This is a genomic window from Paractinoplanes brasiliensis, from assembly GCF_004362215.1.
Lineage (GTDB): Bacteria > Actinomycetota > Actinomycetes > Mycobacteriales > Micromonosporaceae > Actinoplanes > Actinoplanes brasiliensis.
In genome coordinates this window covers 2,808,413-2,829,117 of record NZ_SNWR01000001.1, presented here as the reverse complement: position 1 = coordinate 2,829,117, position 20,705 = coordinate 2,808,413, and the positions used below count along the sequence as shown (strand labels likewise).

General features: G+C 70.9%; 18 protein-coding genes and 2 pseudogenes. 14 read left to right on the top strand and 6 right to left on the bottom strand.

Features of this window, described 5'->3' with window-relative positions:
• Nucleotides 1-251: 251 nt before the first annotated feature.
• On the bottom strand, nucleotides 252-479 hold the full coding sequence (locus C8E87_RS12625; RefSeq protein WP_133873274.1) for a DUF3107 domain-containing protein: 228 nt from the start codon (nucleotides 477-479) through the stop codon (nucleotides 252-254).
• Between the two features lie 37 nt (nucleotides 480-516).
• Nucleotides 517-1,176, bottom strand: coding sequence for a TetR/AcrR family transcriptional regulator (locus tag C8E87_RS12620; RefSeq protein ID WP_133873273.1), 660 nt, complete (start codon nucleotides 1,174-1,176; stop codon nucleotides 517-519).
• A 154-nt stretch (nucleotides 1,177-1,330) separates the two neighbouring features.
• Here C8E87_RS12620 and C8E87_RS12615 point away from each other — a divergent pair, with 154 nt between their 5' ends.
• The 5 genes from C8E87_RS12615 to C8E87_RS12595 all read left to right on the top strand — a co-directional run bounded on the left by C8E87_RS12615 (nucleotide 1,331) and on the right by C8E87_RS12595 (nucleotide 7,694).
• A complete protein-coding gene (locus C8E87_RS12615) occupies nucleotides 1,331-3,625 on the top strand; it encodes a hypothetical protein (protein ID WP_133873272.1) in 2,295 nt (764 codons plus the stop codon).
• A complete protein-coding gene (locus C8E87_RS12610) occupies nucleotides 3,622-4,584 on the top strand; it encodes an alpha/beta hydrolase (RefSeq protein ID WP_133873271.1) in 963 nt (320 codons plus the stop codon). The genes C8E87_RS12615 and C8E87_RS12610 overlap by 4 nt, the downstream gene beginning before the upstream one ends.
• A gap of 70 nt (nucleotides 4,585-4,654) precedes the next feature.
• A complete protein-coding gene (locus C8E87_RS12605) occupies nucleotides 4,655-5,509 on the top strand; it encodes a DUF3152 domain-containing protein (RefSeq protein ID WP_133873270.1) in 855 nt (284 codons plus the stop codon).
• A 106-nt stretch (nucleotides 5,510-5,615) separates the two neighbouring features.
• Nucleotides 5,616-6,797 carry an adenylyltransferase/sulfurtransferase MoeZ gene (gene moeZ / locus C8E87_RS12600; RefSeq protein WP_133873269.1) on the top strand — a complete coding sequence of 394 codons (1,182 nt, stop codon included), beginning with the start codon at nucleotides 5,616-5,618 and terminating at the stop codon, nucleotides 6,795-6,797.
• 90 nt (nucleotides 6,798-6,887) lie between these two features.
• Nucleotides 6,888-7,694: a prenyltransferase/squalene oxidase repeat-containing protein gene (locus tag C8E87_RS12595; RefSeq protein ID WP_133873268.1), complete on the top strand. Its 807-nt coding sequence runs from the start codon at nucleotides 6,888-6,890 to the stop codon at nucleotides 7,692-7,694.
• 48 nt (nucleotides 7,695-7,742) lie between these two features.
• Here the strand turns inward: C8E87_RS12595 and C8E87_RS12590 are convergent, their stop codons facing one another.
• Entirely contained in the window at nucleotides 7,743-8,990 is a 1,248-nt protein-coding gene (locus tag C8E87_RS12590; protein ID WP_133873267.1) for a glutamate-5-semialdehyde dehydrogenase, read from the bottom strand.
• Nucleotides 8,991-9,001: 11 nt separating this feature from the next.
• Nucleotides 9,002-10,162, bottom strand: coding sequence for a glutamate 5-kinase (gene proB, locus C8E87_RS12585; protein WP_133873266.1), 1,161 nt, complete (start codon nucleotides 10,160-10,162; stop codon nucleotides 9,002-9,004).
• 12 nt (nucleotides 10,163-10,174) lie between these two features.
• Here proB and C8E87_RS12580 point away from each other — a divergent pair, with 12 nt between their 5' ends.
• The gene (locus tag C8E87_RS12580; protein WP_133873265.1) at nucleotides 10,175-10,477 is read left to right on the top strand and encodes an MGMT family protein; all 303 of its coding nucleotides are present in this window, start codon (nucleotides 10,175-10,177) and stop codon (nucleotides 10,475-10,477) included.
• Between the two features lie 6 nt (nucleotides 10,478-10,483).
• Here C8E87_RS12580 and C8E87_RS12575 read toward each other — a convergent pair whose 3' ends face one another.
• On the bottom strand, nucleotides 10,484-11,173 hold the full coding sequence (locus C8E87_RS12575; protein WP_133873264.1) for a TetR/AcrR family transcriptional regulator: 690 nt from the start codon (nucleotides 11,171-11,173) through the stop codon (nucleotides 10,484-10,486).
• A 101-nt stretch (nucleotides 11,174-11,274) separates the two neighbouring features.
• Here C8E87_RS12575 and C8E87_RS12570 point away from each other — a divergent pair, with 101 nt between their 5' ends.
• Nucleotides 11,275-12,204: a Rossmann-fold NAD(P)-binding domain-containing protein gene (locus C8E87_RS12570; RefSeq protein ID WP_133873263.1), complete on the top strand. Its 930-nt coding sequence runs from the start codon at nucleotides 11,275-11,277 to the stop codon at nucleotides 12,202-12,204.
• 215 nt (nucleotides 12,205-12,419) lie between these two features.
• Here C8E87_RS12570 and C8E87_RS12565 read toward each other — a convergent pair whose 3' ends face one another.
• Nucleotides 12,420-13,811: a gamma-glutamyltransferase gene (locus C8E87_RS12565; protein ID WP_133873262.1), complete on the bottom strand. Its 1,392-nt coding sequence runs from the start codon at nucleotides 13,809-13,811 to the stop codon at nucleotides 12,420-12,422.
• Between the two features lie 49 nt (nucleotides 13,812-13,860).
• Here C8E87_RS12565 and C8E87_RS12560 point away from each other — a divergent pair, with 49 nt between their 5' ends.
• From C8E87_RS12560 to C8E87_RS12530, 7 genes and pseudogenes are all read left to right on the top strand, one after another.
• A complete protein-coding gene (locus C8E87_RS12560) occupies nucleotides 13,861-15,195 on the top strand; it encodes an MFS transporter (RefSeq protein WP_133873261.1) in 1,335 nt (444 codons plus the stop codon).
• 88 nt (nucleotides 15,196-15,283) lie between these two features.
• Nucleotides 15,284-16,327, top strand: a pseudogene (locus C8E87_RS12555) (pyridoxal phosphate-dependent decarboxylase family protein); the annotation flags it as partial.
• Nucleotides 16,328-16,657: 330 nt separating this feature from the next.
• Nucleotides 16,658-17,050: pseudogene (locus C8E87_RS47090) on the top strand (aspartate aminotransferase family protein); the annotation flags it as partial.
• 192 nt (nucleotides 17,051-17,242) lie between these two features.
• Nucleotides 17,243-17,779, top strand: a complete 537-nt coding sequence (locus C8E87_RS12545) for an NADH-quinone oxidoreductase subunit B (protein WP_203720484.1) — start codon at nucleotides 17,243-17,245, stop codon at nucleotides 17,777-17,779.
• Nucleotides 17,780-17,789: 10 nt separating this feature from the next.
• Nucleotides 17,790-19,091: a DUF2252 domain-containing protein gene (locus C8E87_RS12540; RefSeq protein WP_133873260.1), complete on the top strand. Its 1,302-nt coding sequence runs from the start codon at nucleotides 17,790-17,792 to the stop codon at nucleotides 19,089-19,091.
• A gap of 24 nt (nucleotides 19,092-19,115) precedes the next feature.
• Complete coding sequence (locus C8E87_RS12535) at nucleotides 19,116-19,733, top strand: NADH-quinone oxidoreductase subunit C (RefSeq protein WP_133873259.1); 618 nt, start codon at nucleotides 19,116-19,118, stop codon at nucleotides 19,731-19,733.
• Nucleotides 19,733-20,692, top strand: a complete 960-nt coding sequence (locus C8E87_RS12530; protein WP_133873258.1) for a complex I subunit 1/NuoH family protein — start codon at nucleotides 19,733-19,735, stop codon at nucleotides 20,690-20,692. The genes C8E87_RS12535 and C8E87_RS12530 overlap by 1 nt, the downstream gene beginning before the upstream one ends.
• Nucleotides 20,693-20,705: the final 13 nt, after the last annotated feature.

Genomic DNA, 20,705 nt, shown 5'->3' with positions numbered 1-20,705 from the left:
GTGCCTCTCGTGGTGCGCCCGTGGGAAGTCTTGGGGCGCGGTGTGGGTAGGGCGCGGGCCACACGCTGCTGAGCTCTCTCAAGCGCAGCGGGCCGCACGCGCGGGTCGCCGCGGCGATCGGTGAAGATCGACGTCGACGGCAACAGCGCCATTCTACCCGACAGGACGATCGCGCACCTCAGAGCGGACTTCAGCCCCGAAGCACGCCGAGGGCGTCCCCGTGAACAGGGGCGCCCTCGGCGACTGGAGAACTATCGAACCGCGGTGAAACCGAACGGACGACCGCTCGACTCGGCGATCTCCACGTATGCCACCTTGGCGATCGGGATGATCACCTTGCGGCCCTTCTCATCCGTGAGCGACAGCACGCTGTCCTTGGCCATCGCCTCGGCCACGGCCTGCTCAACCTCCGCCGGGGTCTGAGCGCTCTCGAGCACCAGCTCACGCGGCGTGTGCTGCACGCCGATCTTGACCTCCACGGGGCCCTCCCTTTTCGTGGCTCTTACCGTCGAAAGGTTATCCGATTTCGGCCGGTGTTCCGCCGGATGCGCCGCCCTGGAGCGGGAAGCTGGCGATCCCGCGCCAGATAAGCGCAGCTACGAGCGCTTCCGCTTCAGCTTTGGGCGTACGCCGGCCGTTGGCCAGCCAGTACTGCGCGGACTGCCCGGCCGCCCCGACCAGACCCGACGCGAGCAACTGGGCGGCGTCGGAGCTGAGGTTCGTGTCCGAGATGATCGTGTCGGTGACGGCGGCGATGCAGCCCTGCTCGACCCGTTCGACGCGCTGGCGCACCTGGGGATCGTTGCGCAGGTCGCTCTCGAAGACGAGCCGGAACGCCTCGCTCTCGTGATCCATGAAGTCGAAGTACGCCCGGACGGCGCCCTTGACCCGCTCCTTGTTGTCTGTGGTGGCGAGCATGGCGTCTCGAACCTTGGCGATTATCGCGTCGCAGTGGGTGTCCAGCAGCGCGAGATAAAGCTCCAGCTTGCCCGGGAAGTGCTGGTAGAGCACGGGCTTGGAAACCCCGGCGCGCTCGGCGATGTCATCCATCGCGGCGGCGTGGTAACCGTGCGCCACAAAGACCTGCTGGGCGGCGGCCAGCAGCTGCTTGCGGCGCGCGGAGCGAGGCAGCCGGGTGGGTCGGGCCGTCTGAGCTCCGCCGGACGCAGCGGTCATGTCTGAGAACCTCCAGGGGGTCGTTACCCCGTCTTGCCGGCGTGGATTGCCCGTATCGGCGAGTGTTGCTTCCTTGAGCAATTGTCGCGACGCTGCAACTTATCGCCACTGCAAGCACACGGTAGCCTCAGCGGGGAATAGCAAGGAGCGCGCGGTGGATGAATCAGGGCATTCCGGCGACACCGGAGCCGCAGAGGGCGGCGACGGCGCCGATTCGCGTGAGCGTGCCCGGGTGAACGGCTGGGCGACGTCCGACAGCCCATGGTCCTATCAGGGGACAGGGGCCGAGACCGACAGCGACGTGCCGTCCTGGCGGCGTACGGGGGCCGAGACGCGCTCGTTTCCGCGTAATCCGGCATTTCCGTCATCGGGCATACCGGCGTCGGCCCCGCCCGTCTCGCCTCAGCCCGCCTCGAGCATCCCCGCCCCCGCGCCGGTCCCGCCGGGTTTCGTCGACGCGAAGCCGGGCGGCGAAATTCCCCCGTCCGGGGAGTCGTCGCCGGGGTCCCGCTGGGACAGATCGCGCTTCTCCGAGCTGCTGAGCCCTTTGACGCCGCCGGAACAGACCCGGCCCGAACAGTCCCGTGGGGACAGCCCCGACCTGCCCCGCCCGCATGCCGCACCGGCCTCGCCGGCCCAGCCGCCCACTCGCGACCCGAGCCTGCGTGACCCCGGCCTGCGTGAGCCCGGGCTGGGCACCGGCGCTCGGCAGCCCGATCGTGAACCTGGGCTGGGGACCGGCGCTCGGCAACCCGAGCGTGAGCCCGGCCTCGGCACCGGCGCCCGTCAGTCCGAACGCGAGCCCGGCCTCGGCACCGGCGATCGCCGCCCCGGCCTCGGTGAGCTGCGCGAACCCGGCGCCGCCAGCGGCAGCGTGCCCCGCCCGGCGCCGGTGCGCGCCTTCGACGTGCCCACCCCCAACAGCGCACCCCCCTACCCGTACGAGGGTGATCTCGACGACGATCAGCCGCCGTCCCCGCCCCCGTCGATCGTGCAGCAACGCACCGCCGTCCCGCTGGTGCGCCCGGCCACGCCCGGGGGTGGCCGCCGCGCCGATTGGGGCACCGCCGAGCACAGCACCGCCGACCCCCGGCACGCGCTCAACCGCGGCGCCCCCGTCCAGGGCGTGCCCCGGGTTGCCTCCGACGAGCCCGGCCCGGCCCGCCCGGCCTACGACCCGTCGAGCTTCCCGCGCCGCCTCGCGTACGAGCCCCCCGCGCCGTACGAGCCCCCGGCGCCGTACGACGCCCCGAAGCCGTACGAACCCCCGGCCCCGCCGCAACAGCCGGCGTACCCGGGTTTCGGCGCGGCCACCGCGCGCGTCGACCCCGCCGCCGAGGGCGGTCTGCCGCAGCGTGTCCCCGCGCAACCCGACGTGCCCAAGGGCGTTCCGGAGCCGCCTCTCGTGGAAGCCACCGCCGAGACCCCCGCCCTCGCCCGGATAGCGACCCACCTGCGCCGCGGCGACGTGCTGCCCGCACAGGAACGCGAGGAGGGCTTCGACGTCAAGGCGATCCTGGCCGCCGTGCGTGAGGTCGACGGCGTGCGCGACGCCTCGCTGCGCTCGACCCCGACCGGCGCTCACAGCCTGCGGCTGGACCTCGCGGAGGGCGCCGACCCGGCCGAGGTGAGCCGCCAGGTGGCCCGCCTGCTGCAGGATCGCATGGGTCTGGACGCGGCCATGCCCGGCGAGGCGCCGCCCGCCGACGCCCCCGCACCGGTCTCGCCGTCACCCCTCGCGCCGCGGGTTCGGTCGGCCACGCAGATCTCGGCCCCGCCTGCGTCGGAGACCCCACTGGCCGACAGCATCGCCCCGGAACGGGAACGCGAGACCAGGGAACGTGAAACGCGCGAGCGCGAGACCCGGGAAAGGGAGCACCGCGAGCGGGAGAACCGGGAACGTGAGGCCCGGGAGCGTGAGGCTCGTGATCGGCATGCCGCCGCGGCCCGGCTCATTCCCGAGGTCGACGAGTCGGCCGAGGTCGTGCCGACCGAGGTCGACTGCGGACCGCCCCGCCCGCTTTATCCCAACGAGCACCCCGGCCCGCGTGTCGTCATCGAGAACGTGCACGTCAACACGTTCGGCGCCGACGCCACGGTGGAGGTCAAGCTGGCCGTGGGCGGCCGTACGGCGTCCGGAACGGCCAGCGGACCGGCGGTCGACGGCTATCTGCTGCGGCTGTGCGCGATGGCGACGGCCGGCGCGGTCGACGAGTTGCTGTCGCACTCCGAGCACCCGGACGGCCCGGCCCGTTGCTTCGTCGAGCACGCGGCCGCCGTCCCGTTCGGGGCCGCCCAGGTCGCGGTTGTCGTGCTGCTGCTCTCGTGCGGTGGCTGGGTCGAGCAGCTGGCCGGCTCGGCTGTGGTGACCAGCGACGACCGGCACGCCATGGTGCGCGCCACACTGGCCGCGGTCAACCGGCGGCTTGAGGCACTCTTGACCCGATGAGAGGCGCCAAACTGGCCGCCGACAGCGAGCTGCTGCCGGAGGGCGAAGCACCAGCACCGTGGCCCGCGCGGCGGGTCACCATCGGCGGGGCGATGCTGCACGTCCGCGACACCCCCGCGACCCTGCCCGGCGCCGAGCCGGCCGTCTACGTGCACGGGCTGGGCGGGTCGTCGCAGAACTTCACCGACGTCGCGGGCCTGCTCGCCGACCGGTTCGACGCCCAGGCAGTCGACCTGCCCGGCTTCGGCTACAGCGATCCCAGCCCGCGCTATTCGATCCCGGCCTTCGCGTCCACGTTGATCGGCTACCTGGAGCATGCCGGGCGTGGGCCGGTGCACCTGGTCGGCAACTCGCTCGGCGGGTCGATCGCGGTGCGTACGGCCGCCCTGCGCCCCGACCTCGTCCGCACGCTGACGCTGATCTCCCCGGCGATGCCGTTCCTGGACGTCCGGCGTACGGCTCAGGCCCGGGCCTTGCCGCTGCTCGCGTTGCCCCGGGCCGACCGGGTGCTCGGGTGGGCGTTCGCCCGTCTGACCGCCGAGGAGATGGCCGAGCAGGTGCTAGCCGCGTGTTTCGGCGACACCCGCAAGGTCACCCCGCAGCGCCGGGCCGAGGCGATGGAAGAGATCCGGCTGCGTTACACGGTGGAGCACTACCCGAAGGCGTACCTGGGAACTCTGCGTGGTCTGGTGTCGAGCTTCCTGCGGGCCTACCTGCCGGGGGAGAACTCGCAGTGGCGGCTGGCCGCGCGGGTGCAGGCGCCGACCCTGGTCATCGGCGGTCTCAACGACAAGCTCGTCGACGCGCGAGTGCCGGCCGTGGTGGCCCGCACGATCCCCGACTCGCGGCTGTTGATGCTGCCCGGCGTCGGCCACGTCGCCCAGATGGAAGTGCCGCGCCTGGTTGCCCGCGCGGTGGTGGGCATGCTGGACGAGCTCGGTTCACCCGTACGGGGGTGACCGCGACGCGGATCTCACAAGATCCGTTAGGGCAGACAGTGTTCAGCGGCGTGTGCGACGCTTACGAACGATGATCGACGAGGTCACGGCGCCGCCCGCAACGCCGCCAACGGCCGGTCAGGACCGGTGGCGCCAGTGGTGGCTTGCCACATTCGCGCTGGTCATCCTCGTCGGCGGAGGCTTCGCGGTGGGCCGGCGCATCGAGCAGGGCAACAACGCCGCGCCACCGGTCGTGCCCTCCCCGTCGGCTGCCTCCACGCCGCCGGAGCCGAGTCCCAGCCCGACGCCGACGCCGTCCAAAACCCCGGCCAAGATCATCCTGCAAATGCCCGGCCCGGTGCCCGCGAGGGGTTCCGGCCAATTCACGTACGCCGCCTCCCGCGGCCCGGTGTTCGGAAGCAAAGGTCAGCTGCGGCGTTTCCGCGTGGCCGTCGAGAAGGGCAGCAACGAGAACGCCGAGGACTTCGCCACGCAGGTCGCCGGCACGCTCGGGGACCCGCGCGGCTGGACCGGGAGCGGCCGGGTGCGCCTGCAGCTGGTGAGCGGCTCCGACGCGGCCGACTTCACGGTCTACCTGGCCACGCGGGAGACCACCGGGAAGTTGTGCCTACGGGGTGGAACCAACGTCAGTGTCGGAGGCCGCCCGTACACGTCGTGCCGGACGATCGGGAAGGCGATCATCAACCTGGACCGGTGGCGGCTGTCGGCCACGCCGTTCGTGAGCGCGAAGGTTCCGCTCAGCACGTACCGGCAGTACGTGGTGAACCACGAGGTCGGCCACGAACTGGGGCATCGGCACGAGGGGTGCCCGCGGGCGGGCGGACCGGCCCCGGTGATGGTGCAGCAAACCCTCACGTTGCGCGGCTGTAAGGCGTACGCGTGGCCCCGGTGGAATGGGAAGATGTTGAGCGGCCCGCGTCTGTGACTATTCCCGTGTCCCGCATGCCGGGCCGGTGTTCAACGTCATGGCCGTTCACCGCGGTCGCGAGTGACAATGGTGACCGATCCTTACCTCAACCCGGGGAGTTAACGTGGCACTGCCCCCGCTCGTCGAGCCGGCCGCAGAGCTGACCGTCGATGAGATCCGCCGTTACTCGCGGCACCTGATCATCCCGGATGTCGGGATGGACGGTCAGAAGCGACTGAAGAACTCGAAGGTCCTGGTTGTCGGCGCGGGCGGCCTCGGCTCGCCGGCGCTGCTCTATCTGGCCGCCGCCGGTGTGGGCACGCTGGGCATCGTCGACTTCGACACGGTCGACGAGTCGAACCTTCAGCGCCAGATCATTCACGGCGTCTCCGACATCGACAAGCCCAAGGCGCAGTCGGCCGCCGAGAGCATCGCCGAGGTCAACCCGCTGGTGAACGTGGTCATTCACAACACCGCGCTCGACCGCGACAACGTCAAAGAGATCTTCAGCCAGTACGACCTGATCGTCGACGGCACCGACAACTTCGCGACGCGTTACATGGTCAACGACGCCGCGGTGCTGCTCGGCAAGCCGTACGTCTGGGGTTCGATCTATCGCTTCGACGGCCAGGCCTCCGTCTTCTGGGAGGAGCACGGCCCCTGCTACCGCTGCCTCTACCCCGAGCCCCCGCCGCCCGGCATGGTCCCGAGCTGCGCCGAGGGAGGCGTCCTGGGCGTGCTCTGCGCCTCGATCGGCTCGATCCAGGTCAACGAGGCGATCAAGCTGCTCACCGGCATCGGCGAGCCGCTGGTCGGCCGCCTGATGGTCTACGACGCCCTCGAGATGGAGTACCGCAAGATCAAGGTCCGGAAGGACCCGAACTGCGCGCTCTGCGGCGACAACCCGACCGTCACCGACCTGCTCGAGGACTACGAGGACTTCTGCGGCGCGGTCTCGGCCGAGGCCGAGGAGGCGACACTGAACGCCACGATCACGGCCCGTGAGCTCAAGGACTGGCAGGATGCCGGCAAGGACCTGTTCCTGGTCGACGTCCGCGAGCCGGCCGAGTGGGAGATCAACCGGATCCCGGGCGCGACCCTGATCCCCAAGGGCGAGATCCTCTCGGGCGAGGCGCTGTCGCGTTTCCCGCAGGACCGTCAGATCGTGCTGCACTGCAAGTCGGGCGTGCGCTCGGCCGAGGCGCTGGCGGCCCTCAAGGCGGCCGGCTTCAAGGACGCCGTGCACCTCCAGGGCGGCATCGTCTCGTGGGTCAACACCATCGACCCCTCGCAGCCGTCCTACTGATCCCGTTTCACGCTGTTCCACACCTGCTGGGGAGTCGCTTCCGTGGCTTCCCAGCAGCGCTTTTCCCGCACTGGTTGTAGCGTCACCGTCGTGGTAGATATCGACGCTGCGATCGGCTATGTGGTCGCGCACGGCGACCCCGTCGAACGGGCCCGCCTGTCATATCTGCGCACCGGTCAAGCGCCCGATCCGCAGGTGATCGACCGCATCACCGCCGGCCAGTCCGAGGCCGGTGGCTGGCCCGCCACCCACGACGGCCCGGTCGACTCGGTCGATGCCACCTGCTTCCGGCTCAACGAGCTCGACGACCTGGGCGGCCTGCACGGCGAGCCGGTCGACCGGGCCCTGGCCTGGCTGGCCAGCGTGCAGCGCCGCGACGGCACGTGGCAGGAATCCGAGACGTTGGCGGCCGAGGCGCCCGCCTGGGCGATGCCGGGCGATCCCGAGGCGACGCTCTATCTCACCGCGGTGGCCGGCTTCTGGATGACCGTCGCCGAATTCGAGGCGCACCCCCAGTTCGACGTCCCGGCTCGCTACGGTCACACGCTCGGTGCGGCCGCCCAGTGGGTCGTGGGTCAGCTCCGGCCGGACGGCACCTGGCCGTCGTTCCTCGCCGCCGGTTGGCACGCCGCTGGTCTGCTCTACGGCCAGCAGTACTTCTACGAGTCGGCCCGCGTGCAGCTCGTGCTGGGTGACCGGCTGCCGGACATGGAACCGGCCGATATCGCCTCGATGGCCGCCGCGCTGCGCCGGGTCAACCTCGGTGACGACTGGCTGCTGCAGAGCGCACGCAAACGACTCGGCGAGACTCAGCGCACCGACGGCGGGTGGGACAGCGCCGAGGGGCCGAACTTCGACGTGAACACCACGCTCACGGTTCTGCGCGCCTGTCGCTGACAGCCAACTCGCACCCATGATCAGCCCCCACCCACCAGGTGGGCGGGCTCACTGCCGAATGTGGCCGTTGCCCGTCACGATGTACTTCGTCGACGTCAGTTCGGGCAGGCCCATCGGACCACGGGCGTGCAGCTTCTGCGTGCTGATGCCGATCTCGGCGCCGAAACCGAACTCGCCCCCGTCGGTGAACCGGGTCGACGCGTTCACCATCACCGCGGCCGCGTCCACCCGAGCGGCGAACCGGCGCGTCGCCGTCACCGACTCGCTCACGATGGCCTCGGTGTGCCCGCTGCCGTACCGGCGGATGTGGTCGAGCGCGTCGTCCAGCGAGTCGACGACGGCGACCGAAAGATCGGCCGACAGGTACTCGGTGCCCCAGTCCTCCTCGGTGGCGGGCACAACCGCCGAGTCGTACGCCATCACCTGCGGATCGCCGTGCACTGTCACGCCCGCCTCGGCCAGCGACGGCAGGACCAGCGGCAGGAACCGGTCGGCGATCGACACGTGCACCAGCAGCGACTCGGCCGTGTTGCACGTGGACAGACGCTGCGTCTTCGAGTTGACGGTGACCGCCAGCGCCTTCTCGAGGTCGGCGTATTCGTCCACATAGACGTGACAGTTCCCGACCCCGGTCTCGATCACCGGCACTGTCGATTCCTCCACGACCGTACGGATGAGGGAAGCGCCACCTCGCGGGATCAGCACATCGACCAGACCCCGGGCACGCATCAGCTCCTTCACCGAGTCGCGCGTGGTCGCGTCGAGCAGCTGGATCGTGTCGGCCGGGAGCCCGCTGTCGGCCACCGCCTTGCGCAGCACCGAGACGATCGCCGCGTTGGAGCTGAGCGCCGACCCCGAACCCCGCAGCAGCGCCGCGTTGCCGGACTTGAGGCAGATGCCCGCGGCGTCGGCCGTCACGTTGGGCCGGCCCTCGTAGATGATGCCGACCACGCCGAACGGCACCCGGACCTGCCGCAGCTCGAGCCCGTTGGCCAGCGTCGAGCCGCGCACCACGTCACCCACCGGGTCGGGCAGCGCCGCCAGCTCACGCAGCCCCTCGGCCATCGCCTCGACCCGCGCGGGCGTGAGCGTGAGCCGGTCGATCATCGCCTCGGTCAGCCCGGCCGCGCGCGCGTTGTGCACGTCGACCTCGTTCGCCGTCACGATGTCGGGCGAGCGCTCGACCAGGCGCTCGGCCATCAGCAGGAGGGCGTTGTCCTTGTCGGTGCGGGTGGCGGCGGCCAGTTCGATGGCGGCCACCCGTGCGTCGGCGGCCTGCTGGAGGACGGTCGTCATGACGAATTCCTTCATAGGAGGACGAGGTCGTCGCGGTGCACGACCTCTCGTTCATATCCCGGCCCGAGGGCGGCGGCCAGTTCCCCGGTGGTGCGGCCGAGCAGGGCGGGCAGCTCGATCGCATCGTAATTGACCAGGCCGCGGGCGACCGGTGCGCCCGAACCGGCGTCGACCAGGTCGACCGGGTCACCCGCGGCGAACGAGCCGTCGACCGCGGTGATGCCGGCGGGCAGCAGCGACTTGCGACGCGCGACCACCGCCGCGACCGCGCCCGGGTCAAGATGGAGGCGTCCGCGCGGGGCGGTGGCGTGCGCGAGCCAGAAGAGCCGGGCCGCGGGACGGCTGTCGGCCGGGCGGAACAGCGTGCCCACCTCGTCACCGGCCAGCGCCGCGCCGGCGAGGGGAGCGGCGGTGAGCACGACCGGGATCCCGAAACCGGTGGCTATCCGGGCCGCCTCGACCTTGGTCACCATGCCGCCCGTGCCGACCTTGGACTTGCTCGGCGACGCGATGTTGATGCCCTCAAGGTCAAGATCGGTTCCCACGTACGCGATGCGACGGGACGACGGATCGGACGGGCTGCCCGTGTAGAGGGCGTCCACGTCGGAGAGCAGCACGAGCAGTTCGGCGTCGACCAGGGCGGCGACCAGGGCCGCGAGCCGGTCGTTGTCGCCGAAACGGATCTCGTCGGTGGCCACCGTGTCGTTCTCGTTGACGATCGGCAGCGCGCCCAGATCGAGCAGTTTTCGCAGCGTCCGGTACGCGTTGCGATAGTGCGCGCGGCGGGTCACGTCGTCGGCGGTGAGCAGCACCTGGCCGACCTGCAGGCCGTGCCGCGCGAAACCCGCCGCGTACCGCCCGATGAGCAGGCCCTGTCCGACCGAAGCGGCCGCCTGCTGAGTGGCCAGGTCGCGCGGCCGGCTGGGCAGGTTGAGCGGGGACAGGCCCGCCGCGATCGCGCCGCTCGAGACCAGCACCACCTCACGTCCGCCCGCGGCCAGGCCGCCGAGCACGTCGACCAACTCGTCGACGCGCTGCTCGTCGATCCCGCCGGACGCCGTGGTCAGTGAGGACGAGCCCACCTTGACCACGATCCGGCGCGCTCCGGTCACCAGTTCACGCACCGGCCAATTGTGCTCGGGTGGACCGGCGGAACCGGGCCGAGATCCCATATCGTGGCCCGCGTGACACCACAGGAGTACGTCGAAGAGGTGCTTTCCCTCGTGGAGCGCATCCCTGAGGGCCGCGTGATGTCGTACGGCGCGATCGCCGACGCGCTGGCCGACGTGTCGGGCCGTAACTCCGCCCGGCAGGTCGGCACGATCATGGCCCGGCACGGTGGCGGCGTCCCCTGGCACCGGGTGGTGAACAGCTCGGGTCGTCTGCCCCCGGGCCACGAGCAGGAGGCCCGTCAGCGGTTGCTGTCCGAGGGCGTGCCGCTGAAAGGCGAAAAGGTGGACATGTCGCGCGCGGGCTGGCAGCCCTGACCTGGCTCAGAGCGCGTCGGTCAGCCCGATGAGGTACGCCGCCCCGCGCATCTGGAACTCGAAAAAGCCCCTCCGGTCCTCGTCGACCGACTTGTTGAGCTGCCCGAACAGCTCGCCGCTGATCGCGCCGCTCATGTGCAGGAAGGCCGACATCGCCGCCGCGACCAGGCGCGGGGGAGCGCCCGCGGTGAACTGCTCGGCGACCACGGCCAGCTCCTCGGCGTAGCGCCCGGTGACCGGCGCCCGCTCGGCGATCCGGCCGTTGCGGTACGCGGACTCGACCAGGCTCGCGATCAGCAGGATCACCCGGGTGGCGGGGCCGACCGTGTCCTGCGGCGCCTGATAGCCGGGCACCGGGCTGCCGTAGATCAGCGCCCACTGGTGCGGGTCGGTCAGGGCCCATTCCCGTACGGCGTGGGTCAGCGCGAGGAATTTGCCGAGCTCGTCGGTCTTGGTGGCCGCGGCCTGCTCCGCCCTCTCACCGACCGAGTTGTACGCGTCGATGATCAGCGCGGTCAGCAGCTCGTCGCGGCTCGCGAAGTACCGGTAGACCGCCGACGAGGCCATCCCCAGGTCGCGGGCGACCGCTCGCAGCGACAGGTTGGCACCGTCGGTGGCGAGGTGCCGGCGGGCCACGGTCTTGATCTCTTCGGTCATCTCGGCCCGCACTCGGGCGCGTACTCCGGAGGCGCTCATGCGGCCAGTGTGCCATACCGAGAGCACTGCTCTTGCATTTCGCGTGACGGCGTGGAATCGTTGTTCTTGTTAGAGAGCACTGATCGCAAGGGAGAACAGCAATGTCGACTCATGTCATCGTCGGTTCCGGTCCCATCGGCGCCTCCATCGCCCGTCTCCACACCGAGCGCGGCGACCGGGTCCGCATGATCACCCGGAGCGGCCGGGGTCCGTCGCACCCGCTGATCGAGCTCGTGGCCGCGGACGCTGCCGACACCCGGCGCCTCACCGAGCTCACCCAGGGCGCCGAGACCCTCTACAACAGCGCCAACCCGCGCTACACCGAGTGGGAGAAGCTCTGGTTCCCAATGAACGACGCCATGATCGCAGCGGCCAAGGCGGCCGGCGCCGTCTACATGATCACCGGGAACCTGTACGGCTACGGCCCCCAGCCCGGCGGGCACATGACCGAGAACAGCCCGCTGGCCGCCGTCGGCCGCAAGGGCCAGGTACGCACCAAGATGTGGCGCGACGCCCTGGCCGGCGGTGTCCGCACGGTCGAGGTCCGCGGCTCCGACTACATCGGCGCGGGCGCTGTGGGCGTCTTCTCGTACAGCATCCTGCCCGCGATCGCCTCCGGCCGCGCGGCGTGGGTGCCCGGCGACCCCGACCTGCCGCACAGCTTCACCTACACCGGCGACATGGCTCGGACGATGGTCGCGCTGGCCCACGACGAGCGGGCCTGGGGCAAGGCCTGGCACGCGCCGACCGCGCCCGCCATCACGATCCGCGAACTGGCCGCCCGCTACTGCGACCTGATCGGCCGGCCGCACCTGACGATGCACAAGATGCCGCGCTTCGTGATGCGTACGGCCGGGCTGGTCGCGCCGATGGCCCGCGAGTTGGCCGAGATGGACTACCAGTTCTACCGGCCGTTCCACCTGGACAGCTCGCTGACCGAGCGCACCTTCGACCTGCGGCCCACCCCGATCGAGGTCGGCATCCGCGAGACAGCCGGAGACGCCGAAGCCATCGCCGCCCGGCGCATGTGATCGCTTGATCCGGCACCCGCATCCCGCCGCGTGTGATCGCTTGATCGGGCGCCTGCATCCCGCCGCGTGTGATCGCCTGAACTGGCGCCTGCATCCCGCCGGCAGTGATCATTGTCGGGAGCAGCCGCCGCCTCCCCCACCCGCCCTGGGAAATGCCGTAGAGGCTACGCCGTGTCAAGCCCCGGAACCGGGTTGTCCACAGGCGAGCAGACGGTTCACAGCAACAGGCCGACGCCCGCGCGGCGAGGATCCCCCGCCGCGCCGGCCTGGCCGACCGCGGTCACCCCGCCGAAGTAGTGGTTCAGCTCCGGCCACTGCCTGATCGGCCAGCCCGCCATGGCCAGGGCGCCGAGTTCGTCACGGGGGTAACCCGGTTCGACGTGCACGGTGTCGTCGACGACGTGGAACCGGGGCCGCGCGATCGCCGAAGTCATGTCCAGGCCGTCGACGAGCGTCCCGAGCAGCGTGTCGACCAGGGCCGTCCGGATCCGGCTGGCCCCGGCCGACCCGGCCGCCACGGCGAGGTCGCCGTCCGGGTCGATCACCACGAGCGGGCACATGTTCGACGACATCCGCCGGCCGGGCTGCATGTCGCCGGTGACCAGCTCGCCCTCGCCCAGCATGGAGTTCAGGTTGATGCCGAGCCCGGGCAACCACACCCCGGATCCCAGCCCCAGCGTCGTCGTGATCACACAGGCGTTGCCGTCCGCGTCCACCACCGAGACGTTGGTCGTGTCGCCGATCTTCTGCCGGCCCCGGTCGCGCAACGCCGTGGCCACGGCAACGGCCCGGCCGGGGCGGGACAGGTCGGCGGGCAGAGCCGCGATCGTGTCGACCGTGCGGTTCATGTCGTGGCGGGCGAGGACCCGGTGCCCGGCCAGTGTCGCCTGGTCGACCGGTGTCTCGAGCACCCGATAGCCGGCCAGGTCACGTGGGCCCAGCGAACCGCCGGCCGCGCGCACCGCGTCGACCATGACTGTCGCGTACTCGCCGGTGTAGAAGACGTCCGGCCCTGCCTCGGCCAGGCGGGCCATCGCCGTGCCGAGTCCATGGTGGAACAGCCGGTCGCCGCCTCGCAGCCGCCGGCCGTTCGGCGTGTAGACCTCGGCCCCCTCGCCCCAGGCCAGCGCGGGCGCGCACGATTCGAGCGTCTCGGCGTGCGCGGCCGGCACCGGCACGCCCTCGGTCGCCAGTTCGACCGCGGGCGCCACGACCTCGGACCACGGCAGCCGGCCCCAGCGCCGGTGCACCTCGCCGCAGCCCGCCGGAACGCCGGGCACCGCGACGCTCGCGCCGCCGATCGAATAGACCTGCGGCATGCCGCCGAAGAACACGTCGACCGCGACCATCGGCCCGGCCTCGCGATCGCCGTCGGTGCCTGGCACCGCTACAAAGAAGTCGAGACAGGTGACCTCGCCCCGAGCAGCGTCGAAGTAGGTGGCGAAGCCTCCGCCGCCCAGCCCGGTGTAGATCGTCTCGGCCGCGCAGCAGGCCAGCACGGCAGCGACCGCCGCGTCCGCCGCCGTTCCGCCGTCCCGCAGGATTCGCAGCGCGGTCGCGGCCGTGGCCGGATGGCTGGCGGCGACCCCGGCCGCAACCTTTTTCATCTGGCGAAGCGTAGGCGCGAACTCATGATCGTGGTTACCATCCGCGTTCATGGCGACGGCTGATCCCACTCCCGATGTACGGCAGACGGCCGTGCTGCCTCGTCGGGTTTTGGCCGGATATTCATTGGGTTCGCTGGTCACGGGCGCCTTCGGAACCGTGCCGGGATTGCTCCTCCTGCCCTATCTGACCGATACGTTAGGTGTGGCGGCTGGCGTCGCGGGTCTGCTGGTGCTGTTGCCGAAGGCGTGGGACGTGTTGGTCAACCCCGTCGCCGGCCGGATCTCCGACCGCCGAGGCGACCGGCGGCCCTTCCTGCTTGGCGCAGGCCTGCTGCTTGCCGTCTTGTTCACGGCAATCTTCGCCGGGCCCGTACGCAGCGGGGCGGGCGCGGGCCTCTATGTCGCTCTCGCCTTCCTCGCCGCCGCCACCGCGTACGCCTTCTTCCAGGTCCCCTATGTCGCGATGCCGGCCGAGCTCACTGACGGCTACGGCGAGCGCACCCGCCTGATGACCTGGCGTGTCGCCGTGCTGGCCTTGGCCATTCTGATCTCGGGCGCCCTCGCCCCGCTGGTCGTGGAGCAAACCGGCGACGGGTTGACCGGGCACCGCTGGGCGGGCCTGTTCGTCGGCGCGCTCATCGCCGTCGGCACGCTGGGTGTCTACCTCGGAACACGCTCGGCCGACTCCCGCTCGGTCGAGGCGATCGAGCCGGACCTGCGCGCGCAGATACGTGTTGCCGTCGCCAACCGGCCGTTCCGGGCATTGCTTCTCCTCTGGATCATCCAGGCCGTCGGGATCGGCACGATGCTCGCCGGCGTGCAGTACTTCGCCGACCACGTCGTCGAGCGCGACTCCGGTGCCACCTTCCTGTTCGCCGCCTTCGTCGGGCCGGCGCTGCTGGTCATGCCGCTCTGGACCCGTGTCGGCCGCCGGCTCGGCAAGCCCGCGTCGCTGGCGGTCGGGTCGCTGCTCTTTGCGGCGGGCGCCCTCGCCCTGCTCTCCGCGCCCGCGCTGCCCCCGGTGGCCGTCTATCTGGTCGTCGCGGTGATCGGCGTCGGGTACGCCGGCCAGCAGGTCTTCGCAATGGCGATGCTGCCGGACTGCATCGCCTACGACACCGAGCGCACCGGCCGTCGTCAGGCCGGGGTCTTCACCGGCCTGTGGACCGCTGGGGAGACCCTCGGACTCGCCCTCGGACCCGGTCTGTACGCCCTGATCCTCCAGCTTTTCGGATACGTCTCATCGTCGACCGGCGAGGCGGCACGCCAGGACGACACCGCTCGTCTGGGTGTGCTGCTCGGTTTCACTGTCGTCCCCGCCCTTCTCGTCGGCGTCGCGGTTGTGCTGCTGCGGGCTTATCGCGACGTCATTCGACACCCGTGAGCGTGGCCGGAACAGCTACTTCGGTACTGGTGCGAGGCCCTACTTCCGGCGGTCCTCACCGCTCCCGCCCTGGGATAGCGTGATCGGCATGTTGGAGGCGCTGCCCGAGAAGGGTGTTCCGGGGGAGCAGATCCTCGCCGAGCTGAGCGAGCTGCGGTCCGCCGACCTGCCCACTCACGGCGGCCGGCTCTTCGCCTATGTCTACGACCCCGCGCTCGACGGGCTCGACGAGCTGGCCCGGCAGGCCTATGCGATCTCCGCGCACGTCAACGGCCTCGACCCGACTGCGTTCCCGTCCCTGCTGGCGATGGAAAACGCTCTCGTCGGCGCGGCCGCTCGCCTGCTCAACGGTGACGGTGGCACGGTCGGCAGCGTCACCAGCGGCGGCACCGAGTCGCTGATCCTGGCGGTCAAGGCCGCCCGCGACTCCCGGCCCGAGCTGGTCACCCCGCGTCTCGTGATCCCGTCGACGGCCCACGCCGCGTTCGCCAAGGCCGCCCACTATCTGCGGGTCGCTCTCGACGTGGTGCCCGTCGGGGCCGATCTGCGCGCTGACCCGGCCGCGATCGCCGAGCGCATCGCCTCCGACACCGTTCTCGTCGCCGCGTCGGCGCCCTCCTACGCCCACGGCGTCGTCGACCCCATTCCCGAGCTCGCCGCGATCGCCGCCGAGCGGGGCGTCCGCTTCCATGTGGACGCGTGCTTCGGCGGTTGGGTGCTGCCCTACCTCCGCCGGCTCGGGGCCGACCTGCCCGCGTTCGACTTCGCCGTCCCCGGGGTCACCAGCATCTCGGTTGACCTGCACAAATACGCGTACGCGCCGAAGGGTGTCTCGATCCTGCTCCACCGCGACGAAGGGCTGCGCCTCCCGCAGTATTTCGCGTACGCGGGCTGGCCGGGCTACACGATGATCAACCCGGTCATCTCGTCGACGCGCTCCGGCGGCCCGATCGCCGCGGCTCTGGCCACCCTGCGCCACATCGGCGACGCTGGTTACCTCGAGCTGGCCGCCCGCACCCGCGAGGCGGTCGCCACACTGGCCGAGGCGGTGAGCCAGACCGATGGCGTACGCCTGTTCGCCCCACCCGAGACCAGCGTCGTCTGCCTGGCCGCCGACACCACAGCCACCGACACGCGTCCCGCAGCAGCCGACACCCGTCACGCCGCCGACACGCGTCCCGCAGCAGCCGACACCCGTCACGCCGCCGACACGCGTCCCGCAGCAGCCGACACCCGTCACGCCGCCGACACGCGTCCCGCAGCAGCCGACACCCGTCACGCCGCCGCAGCCGCCGACACGCGTCCCGCAGCAGCCGAAACTCGTCCCGCCGAAACTCGTCCCGCCGCCGCAGCCGTCGAGCCCCGTCCCGCCGCCGGAGCCGTTGAGCCCCGTCCCGACGCCGGAGCGGTTGAGCCCCGCTCCGACAACGCCGGCGACACCCGTGCCGTGACAGCGGCCGCCGTGGACCTGTTCGTCCTGGCCGATGAGCTTGCGGCGCGTGGCTGGCACACCCAGCCCCAGATGGCGTACGGGGAAATGCCCGCCACCATCCACCTCACCGTGACCGCCGCCGTGGCATCGACCGTCGCCGAGTTCGCACCCGATCTCGCCGTGGCCGTGGCCGCAGCCCGCGCGGCCGGCCCTGCCGACATCCCACCCGTCCTCCTGGAGGCGGCAGGCGCGCTCACCCCCGAGATGGTCACGCCCGAGCTGATCGCCGGTCTGGCTCAGGGCCTCGGGCTGGGCGGGGGCGACTTCACCCGCATGGCAGCGGTCAACTCGCTGCTCAATGTCGCCCCGCCGGCGCTGCGCGAGGCCCTGCTCACCGGCTTCCTGAGCCTGCTCCAACGCCCGGCTGACCCAACTGGGCCCGGTCCCGGTGGTCCGGCCGGTGCGAGCGGGCCCGGTCCGGGTGGTCCGGCCGCCACGAGCGGGCTCGGTCCGGGTGGTCCGGCTAGTGCGAGCAGGCCCGGCCCGGATGGTCCGGCCGCCGCGAGCGGGGTTGGTCCGGACGCGTCGGCTCGTGAGACGGAGTAGGTTGACGTCGTGTCCGGTCTGCCAGGAGTGCTCGGGGAACCCATCCGGTTCGTGCTGAACTGGGGGCGGCGCTACTCCCTCTGGGTGTTCAACTTCGGGCTGGCGTGCTGCGCGATCGAGTTCATCGCGTCCAGCATGAGCCGCCACGACTTCATGCGCATGGGCGTCATCCCGTTCGCGCACGGCCCGCGCCAGGCCGACCTCATGGTTGTCTCGGGCACGGTGACCGACAAGATGGCCCCCGCGATCAAGCGGCTCTACGACCAGATGCCCGAGCCGAAATACGTGATCTCGTTCGGTTCCTGCGCCAACTGCGGGGGTCCCTACTGGGATTCCTACTCGGTGACCAAGGGCGTCGACCAGATCATCCCCGTCGACGTCTACGTCCCCGGCTGCCCGCCCCGGCCCGAGGCCCTGCTGCACGGCATCCTCCGCCTGCAGGAAAAGATCGCCGCCGAGCAGGCCGGTCCGGGTGGTGTGTCGCGACCCGATCCGCTGGCGTTGACTGCCCCTTTGGTGACTCCGCCGCGATCAAGTGGGGACTAGTGTCCGCACCATGACGGACCAGTCGCGTGCCGACTTCATCATCGACGTTCTGAACAGGGAATTCGGCGAGCTGATCGCCATTGATCCGGCCGCTTTCCGGCGGAAGTTCCGCAAGATGGCGGCGTCGCCCTTCGCCTTCTACCGCGGCAGCGCCTCGCTGTTCTACGCCGACCTGTCCGGGGCGTACGCCGACAACAGCTTCCTCGACGAGCACACCAGCCGGGTGTGGATCCACGGCGATCTGCACGCCGAGAACTTCGGCACCTACATGAACGCGTCCGGGCAGCTCGTCTTCAACGTCAACGACTTCGACGAGGCGTACGTGGGTCCCTTCTCGTGGGATCTCAAGCGCTTCTCGGCCAGCGTCGCCCTGATCGGTTACTCCAAAGCCCTCTCCGACGAGCTCATCACCGCGCTGGTCACCGGGTTCGCGCAGTCCTACCTGACCGAACTTCGCGCGCTCGCGCACGGTGGCGACGACGCCATCGGCTCGATCACCCTGGAGAACGCGGACGGCGTACTGCGCCGCGTGTTGCAGCGGGCCCGCCTCAGCACCCGCATCGACCTGCTCAACTCCCAGACCACGATTGACGACTACGAGCGCCGGTTCGCTCTGGCCGACGGCGTCTACGAGGTCGACGAGGCCACCCGGGCGGCGGTGCTCGAGGCGTACGAGCGATATCTGCCGACCCTGCCCGAGCAGACCCGGCCGGTGGCCAGTCACATCAAGGACATCAAGCTGCGCAAGGGCGTCGGGATCGGTTCGGCCGGCCTGCCGTCGTACAACATGCTGCTCGAGGGGCACACCCAGGCGCTCGAGAACGACGTGATCATCTACATGAAGCAGGCGCAGGTCCCGGCGGTCGCCCGTTGGATCGACGACGAGCGGGTCCGGGGCTATTTCGAGCACCAGGGCCACCGTACGGCCGAGTCACAGCACGCGTTGCAGGCCCACGCCGACCCGTGGGTGGGCTACACGACGCTGAACGGCGTGGGGCAGCTCGTCGCCGAGGTCTCGCCGTACGCGGCCGACCTGGACTGGTCCGATGTCAACGAACCCGACGAGCTGGCCGGGGTGATCGCCGACCTGGGCCGGGCCGTCGCCCGCATGCACTCGGTGGCCGACGACGAGTCCAGTCACGACCTGGTCGACTTCTCCACCGAGGAAACGATCGTGGCCGCGATCGACAAGGACGAGGCCGGTTTCGTGCAGCACCTGGTCGAGTTCGCCCACCGCTACGGCGATCAGGCGCGTGAGGACCACCAGGACTTCGTCGACGTCTTCCGCAACGGCCGACTCCCCGGGCTGTGACCGGAGAAACCCTAGGATGACCCCATGACGCCTGAAGAGGTCGGCGAGCGCCTCGTCGCGCTGCTGACGGACGACTCGCCGGACGCGCCTCCGGGCGAGATCGTGGCCGGCCTCTCGGGCGGCGGCCCCGGGCACGAGCGCGCGGTGGTCGACGTGCCGGTCGCCCGCTGGTGGGAGGCGGTGGGCACGGCCAAGCACAACGGCGCCCTCGGCTGCGACTATTTCGACTGGCTGTCCGCCGTCGACGAACTCGACGACGGTTTCCGCCTGGTCGCGCACCTGTGGTCGACCCGGCGCCGGCACGCGCTGCTGCTGCGCACGCTTGTGGCCCGTGACAACCCGGTGATCGAGTCGGTTGTCGAGCTCTTCCCGGGCGCCTCGTGGCACGAGCGGGAGACGTACGAGATGTTCGGCATCACCTTCGCCCGGCATCCCGACCTGCGTCCCCTGCTGCTGCCGCCCGGCTTCGAGGGTCACCCGCTGCGCAAGGAGTTCGTGCTGGCCTCCCGGGTCGCCAAGGCGTGGCCCGGCGCCAAGGAACCCGGCGAGTCCGAGGCCGGCACGACGAAACGCGCCCCGATGCGCCCGCCCGGCGTTCCCGACCCGAAAGAGTGGGGTCCTCGGGCGGGGGAGGGCGCCTGATGCCGATCTGGCTCGACCTCGTCGTCCGGGTGGTCGCCGTCGTCGTCGCGTTCCTGCTGCTCCCGTTGGTTGTCGGCCAGGCCGAGCACAAGGTCATGGCCCACATGCAGGGTCGCCTCGGCCCGATGTACGCGGGCGCGTTCCACGGCTGGGCGCAGCTCGTCGCCGACGGCGTCAAGTTCGTGCAGAAGGAGGACGTCGCGCCCGGCGCGGCCGACAGCCGGGTGTTCCGGCTCGCCCCGATCGTCGCCCTCTTCCCGTATCTGCTGGTCCTGCTCGTCATCCCGCTCGGCCCGAACGGTCTCGTCGCCCAGGCGCTCGACGTCGGCCTGTTCTTCGTGCTCGCCGTTCTCGGTGTCGGCGTGCTCGCCGTCCTCATGTCCGCCTGGGCCTCGGCCAACAAGTACAGCCTGCTCGGCGGCCTGCGCGGCGCCGCTCAGCTGCTCGGTTACGAACTGCCGCTGGTGCTCGCCGCGGCCAGCGTCGCCATGGCCGCGGGCACGCTCAGCCTGCCCGGCATCGTCGAGGCCTGGCGCCCGTGGTGGTTGCTCTGGCAGGCCCCCGCCGCAGTCGTGTTCTTCGTGGCCGGCCTGGCCGAGATCCGCCGCCCGCCGTTCGACATGCCGATCGCCGACTCGGAGCTGGTTTTCGGCTACATGACCGAGTACACCGGCCTGCGGTTCGCGTTCTTCCTGCTCGCCGAGTACGTCGGCATCATCGTGATCGCCGCCCTGACCACCGTCCTCTTCCTCGGCGGCTGGCACGGCCCGTTCGCCGACCAGCTCGGCTGGCTGTGGACGCTGGCGAAGATCTTCGCCGTCTCCTTCGTGATCATCTGGCTGCGCGTCAGCTTCCCCCGCCTGCGCGAGGACCAACTGCAACGGCTCTGCTGGCTGATCCTTGTCCCGCTGGCGCTGGCCCAGCTGGTGCTGACCGCCGCGGTCAAGGTGCTCCTCTAGGCACAACCCGGCG